Below are 5,197 nucleotides of genomic sequence, written 5' to 3'. Positions count from 1 at the left end.
GTCTGTGACCGGTGTACATTGAAAACTGAATAAAGTAGAAGCAGATAAAGCGAGAAAAATAACTTGTTATTTTAATCAATTAAAATCTACAATTTTCAAAGAAGAACCAAGAAGAACACATGGTCAAGCTACAAAGAGCGCAAGGGGAATGCCTTGGCACTGGGAGCCGATGAAGGACGCGACTAACTGCGAAAAGCTATGGGGAGCCGTAAGTGGGCATTGATCCATAGATATCCGAATGGAGCAATCCGGCTGGAGTCATGTCCAGTCACCGTATACTGAATTCATAGGTATACGGGGGGAACCGCCTGAACTGAAACATCTAAGTAGGGCGAGGAAGAGAAATCAATTGAGATTCCGCTAGTAGTGGCGAGCGAACGCGGAAGAGGCCAAACCGAGGGTAGCAATACCCTCGGGGTTCGGACAGCAACGTAGATGCTGGAATCTAGCAGAATGGCATGGGAAGGCCAACGAGACAGTGTGAAAGTCACGTATGCGAAAGAGGAAAGCACTTAGCTGTATCCAGAGTACCGCCGGACACGTGAAACCCGGTGGGAACATGGGGGGACCACCCTCCAAGCCTAAATACTACCCAGTGACCGATAGTGAATAGTACTGTGAAGGAAAGGTGAAAAGGACCCCGGAAGGGGAGTGAAAAAGAACCTGAAACCTTGTGCTTACAAGCACCGAGAGCCCGTCAATGGGTGATCGGGTACCTTTTGTAGAATGGTCCGGCGAGTGAATGTGACTGGCAAGGTTAAGGACTTAAGGTCTGGAGCCGCAGGGAAACCAAGTCTGAATAGGGCGTATGAAGTCAGTTGTATTCGACCCGAAACCGGGTGACCTACCCATGTCCAGGTTGAAGTGGGGGTAAAACCCCATGGAGGACCGAACCGACTCCCGTTGAAATGGTAGCGGATGAGGTGTGGGTAGCGGAGAAATTCCAATCGAACCCGGAGATAGCTGGTTCTCTCCGAAATAGCTTTAGGGCTAGCCTTGTATTAGATTACCGGAGGTAAAGCACTGAATAGGATAGGGGCCGAAAGGTTACTGAACCTTATCAAACTAAGAATGCCGGATAATTGATGTACAGGAGTCAGACAGCGTGAGATAAGTTTCGTTGTCAAAAGGGAAACAGCCCAGACCCACAGCTAAGGTCCCTAAATATAGTTAAGTGGAAAAGGATGTGGGGGTGCACAGACAACCAGGATGTTGGCTTAGAAGCAGCCACTCATTAAAAGAGTGCGTAATAGCTCACTGGTCGAGTGACCCTGCGCCGAAAATTTAACGGGGCTAAACTATATACCGAAGCTTGGGATTCCGTAAGGAATGGTAGGAGAGCGTTGAATAAGGAGTGAAGTCAGAGCGGAAGCGCTGGTGGACTTTATTCAAGTGAGAATGCCGGAATGAGTAGCGAGAAATATGTGAGAATCATATTGGCCGAAAGTCTAAGGTTTTTGGAGGAAGGTTCGTCCGCTCCAAGTGAGCCGGGAGCTAAGGTGAGGCCGCAAGGCGTAGCCGATGCACATACGGTAGAAATTCCGTAGCCGCCAAAAGATTTAAGTAAGATGACACCTGCAAAGGGCATAACCCGGGCGTTGGTTGACCCGGGCGTAAGGGACCGAAATTTAGTAGGGAAGTATGCTTAGCGCAGGGCGAGAAAAGTCTTATGTATATCTGAGGCGCCCGTACCGCAAACCGACACAGGTAGATAGGAAGAGAATTCCAAGGCCAACGGGAGAAGGGTAGTTAAGGAACTCGGCAAATTGACCCCGTAACTTAGGGAAAAGGGGTGCCTACGCAAGTAGGCCGCAGAGAATAGGCCCAGGCGACTGTTTAGCAAAAACACAGGTTTCTGCCAAATCGAAAGATGAAGTATAGGAGCTGACACCTGCCCGGTGCTGGAAGGTTAAGAGGAGATGTGCAAGCATTGAATTGAAGCCCCAGTAAACGGCGGCCGTAACTATAACGGTCCTAAGGTAGCGAAATTCCTTGTCGGGTAAGTTCCGACCCGCACGAATGGTGTAACGATCTGGGCACTGTCTCAATTACCCGCCCGGCGAAATTGTAGTACCGGTGAAGATGCCGGTTACCCGCGACAAGACGGAAAGACCCCATGGAGCTTTACTGCAGCTTAATATTGGGTTTCGATAATTTATGTACAGGATAGGCGGGAGACTAGGAAACCGCGGCGCCAGCCGTGGCGGAGTCACCCTTGGGATACCGCCCTTAAGTTATTGAAATTCTAACCTGCGGCCATGAATCTGGCCGGGGGACATTGTTAGGCGGGCAGTTTGACTGGGGCGGTCGCCTCCAAAAGAGTAACGGAGGCGCTCAAAGGTTAGCTCAGCACGGACGGAAACCGTGCCTTAGAGTGTAAACGCGTAAGCTAGCCTAACTGCGAGGATGACGGTCCGAGCAGTAACGAAAGTTGGAGTTAGTGATCCGGCGGTATGAGAGTGGAATTGCCGTCGCTCAACGGATAAAAGCTACCCTGGGGATAACAGGCTGATCTCCCCCAAGAGTCCACATCGACGGGGAGGTTTGGCACCTCGATGTCGGCTCATCACATCCTGGGGCTGTATTCGGTCCCAAGGGTTCGGCTGTTCGCCGATTAAAGTGGTACGCGAGCTGGGTTCAGAACGTCGTGAGACAGTTCGGTCCCTATCTGTCGTGGGCGCAGGATATTTGAGGAGAGCTGTCCTTAGTACGAGAGGACCGGGATGGACGCACCGCTGGCGCACCAGTTGTCATGCCAATGGCACAGCTGGGCAACTATGTGCGGATCGGATAAACGCTGAAAGCATCTAAGCGTGAAGCCGACTCCAAGATTAGATATCCCATAGCGTAAGCTAGTAAGACCCCTTGAAGACTACAAGGTTGATAGGCTGCATGTGTAAGCGCGGTAACGCGTTCAGCTTGGCAGTACTAATAGGTCGAGGGCTTGACCATATTTTCTTGGTTAATCCTTTCTCGTTCGTTTGCTTTAGGCTTTATTCAGTTTTCAGTGTGTAACTAGTAGAGGTTGTCCAGTTGGACAACCTCTTTTTTGTTATCCAAAATTATAGACTCCTCCATAATCGTTCCTGTAAATACCATATGGTAAGTATTTGCAAAATAAATTGACAATATATTAGTTACAGATATTGACTTTTGTCGTACTGTATTGTATTATTGTATTAGACTTATAGTACAGTATTTATGTTTACATTCCTACATAAATATGGTAATATGACTTTAATAAAAAATTTTAGGGGGTTGAACACTATGCTATTCGCGCTTGATACTTATATCCATTCTGGCTCTGGTTTTGACAAGGAATTCGGTACGTCAATAGTTTGGTTTGTGGGAGCTATGATATTTTTTAGTCTTCTCTGTATTGCGGTGCAGGTTCTTTTAGCTACGGCTGTTTATAATGATGCAAAGGCGAAGGGAAATACTGAGCCGGTTATGTGGGCCGTCTTGACCGGTATTTTTGGTCTTATTCCGGGCATCATTTACCTTTGTGTTCGAAATAATAACCGCAACAGGCTTATTATTTGCCCAAATTGTGGCTTCACACATCGCATTGCCGAACTGAATTGCCCGCAATGCGGTATCGCAAATCCATTTTCGCAGCAATTTAGCAATCCGCTTTCTGAAATTCAGCAAAAACGAGCAAACAAGCTTCTTATTGCAGCAATCATTGTTTTTGTAGTGTCTATTGTTTTATGTATTATTGCCGTATTGTGGTTTGTTACCTCTGTAATAAATGTAGCTGACTTTAGCTCAACCGGTTATACATATTACTAATTGGAATGTTAAAATGCAAAATTAGGAGGATATCATGCTGACAGTTTCCAATCTCACGAAAAAATATAAAAAGCTTCTTGCAAATGACGATCTAAACTTTCAGGTAGATCCGGGTGAAATTGCAATTTTAATCGGGCCGAACGGTGCGGGAAAATCGACTGCTATCAAATGCATTTCTGGTTTGCTTCGCTTTCACGGCAACATTAATATTTGTGGGTACCCAAATAAGAGCGTCGAGGCAAAGCGGTCATTTGGATATATTCCCGAAATTCCCGCACCATTTGAAACCTTAACGGTTTATGAACACCTTGAATTCATTGCAAGGGCTTACAAAGTGGAGAACTGGGAGGAGAAAGCCGAAAAGCTGCTTGTCCGCATGGAATTGGATGATAAACGCAAAAAATTGGGCAAAGAGCTCTCAAAAGGTATGCAGCAAAAACTCAGCATTTGCTGTGCTTTGCTGCCAAGCCCAAAAGTTGTGCTGCTTGACGAGCCTTTGGTAGGATTGGACCCGCATGCGATTAAGGAACTGAAAAACATGATTGTGGAATTAAAGCAGCAGGGTTGCACGGTGCTGATTAGTACCCATATGCTGGACAGTGTCGCCGATTTTTGGGATAAGGCCCTAATCATGATGAACGGAAAAATTGCAGCCATCCGTACGCGCAAAGAAATTGAAAACACTGGTGAAGATTTGGAACAGCTCTTCTTCTCTATAACAGAGGGTCCGCAAACGGAAGAGGTGGCTGCTCAATGAGTTCCATTGTATTCCTTATGAAGAAGCAGATTAAAAACTCTCTGTTTGAAATGATTCATCATCCTTCTAAACTTATTGCGTATATATTTATCATTGCCATGTTATCGACATCAATCATAAGCACCTCAATAGATTCGCCAAAGGCGAGCAGCGGAATGGATATTCGCCTTTTGCATGGAGGCTATTTCGTAATATTATTGTTTATTGCCGTGCTCACTTTACTGAACGGATTAAAATCCGGCACTACATTTTTTAGCATGTGCGATGTCAACTTTCTATTTGTATCTCCGCTTTCACCAAAGCGGATCCTTGCGTACGGTTTGGTCAAACAAATGGGAAGTTCCCTGCTGGTAATGCTGTTTCTTCTCTTTTATGGCGCCTCGCTGGTGAATACGTTTAAAATCAGTTGGGCAAGCGTCATCTTGCTGGTGGCAGGTTTGGCTGTACTGCTCTTTGTTGTACAGGTACTTGCCCTGTTAATTTACAGTTTTACCAACGGCAGACCGAATCGGATAACGGCAGTAAAAGGAATCATTTATGGGCTTGTAATTTTATTACTGCTTTATGTTGGGCAAAAAATTCTTACAAACGGCTATAGTTTGGAATCGGTTTACAAGGCAATTTCTTCTTCGCAGTTAGAGTGGTTCC

Annotated in this window: 3 protein-coding genes and 1 rRNA gene; all 4 read left to right on the top strand. The window is 46.1% G+C overall.

Going from position 1 to position 5,197, the window contains the following annotated elements; translation table 11 throughout:
• The first annotated feature begins 119 nt into the window (after positions 1-119).
• Positions 120-2,956 (top strand): 23S ribosomal RNA (locus tag HF312_21125).
• Positions 2,957-3,267: 311 nt separating this feature from the next.
• The gene (locus HF312_21120; GenBank protein ID MCU7522723.1) at positions 3,268-3,792 is read left to right on the top strand and encodes a hypothetical protein; all 525 of its coding nucleotides are present in this window, start codon (positions 3,268-3,270) and stop codon (positions 3,790-3,792) included.
• Between the two features lie 34 nt (positions 3,793-3,826).
• A complete protein-coding gene (locus HF312_21115; protein ID MCU7522722.1) occupies positions 3,827-4,549 on the top strand; it encodes an ABC transporter ATP-binding protein in 723 nt (240 codons plus the stop codon).
• Positions 4,546-5,197, top strand: a 652-nt coding sequence (locus HF312_21110) for a hypothetical protein (protein ID MCU7522721.1), incomplete at its 3' end; no start/stop codon positions are given. The genes HF312_21115 and HF312_21110, both read left to right, overlap by 4 nt.

The sequence above is a fragment of the Ignavibacteria bacterium genome, from assembly GCA_025612375.1.
Taxonomy (GTDB): domain Bacteria; phylum Bacteroidota; class Ignavibacteria; order Ignavibacteriales; family SURF-24; genus JAAXKN01.
The sequence above is the reverse complement of the archived record's forward strand: the minus strand, read 5'-3'. Positions and strand labels throughout refer to the sequence as shown.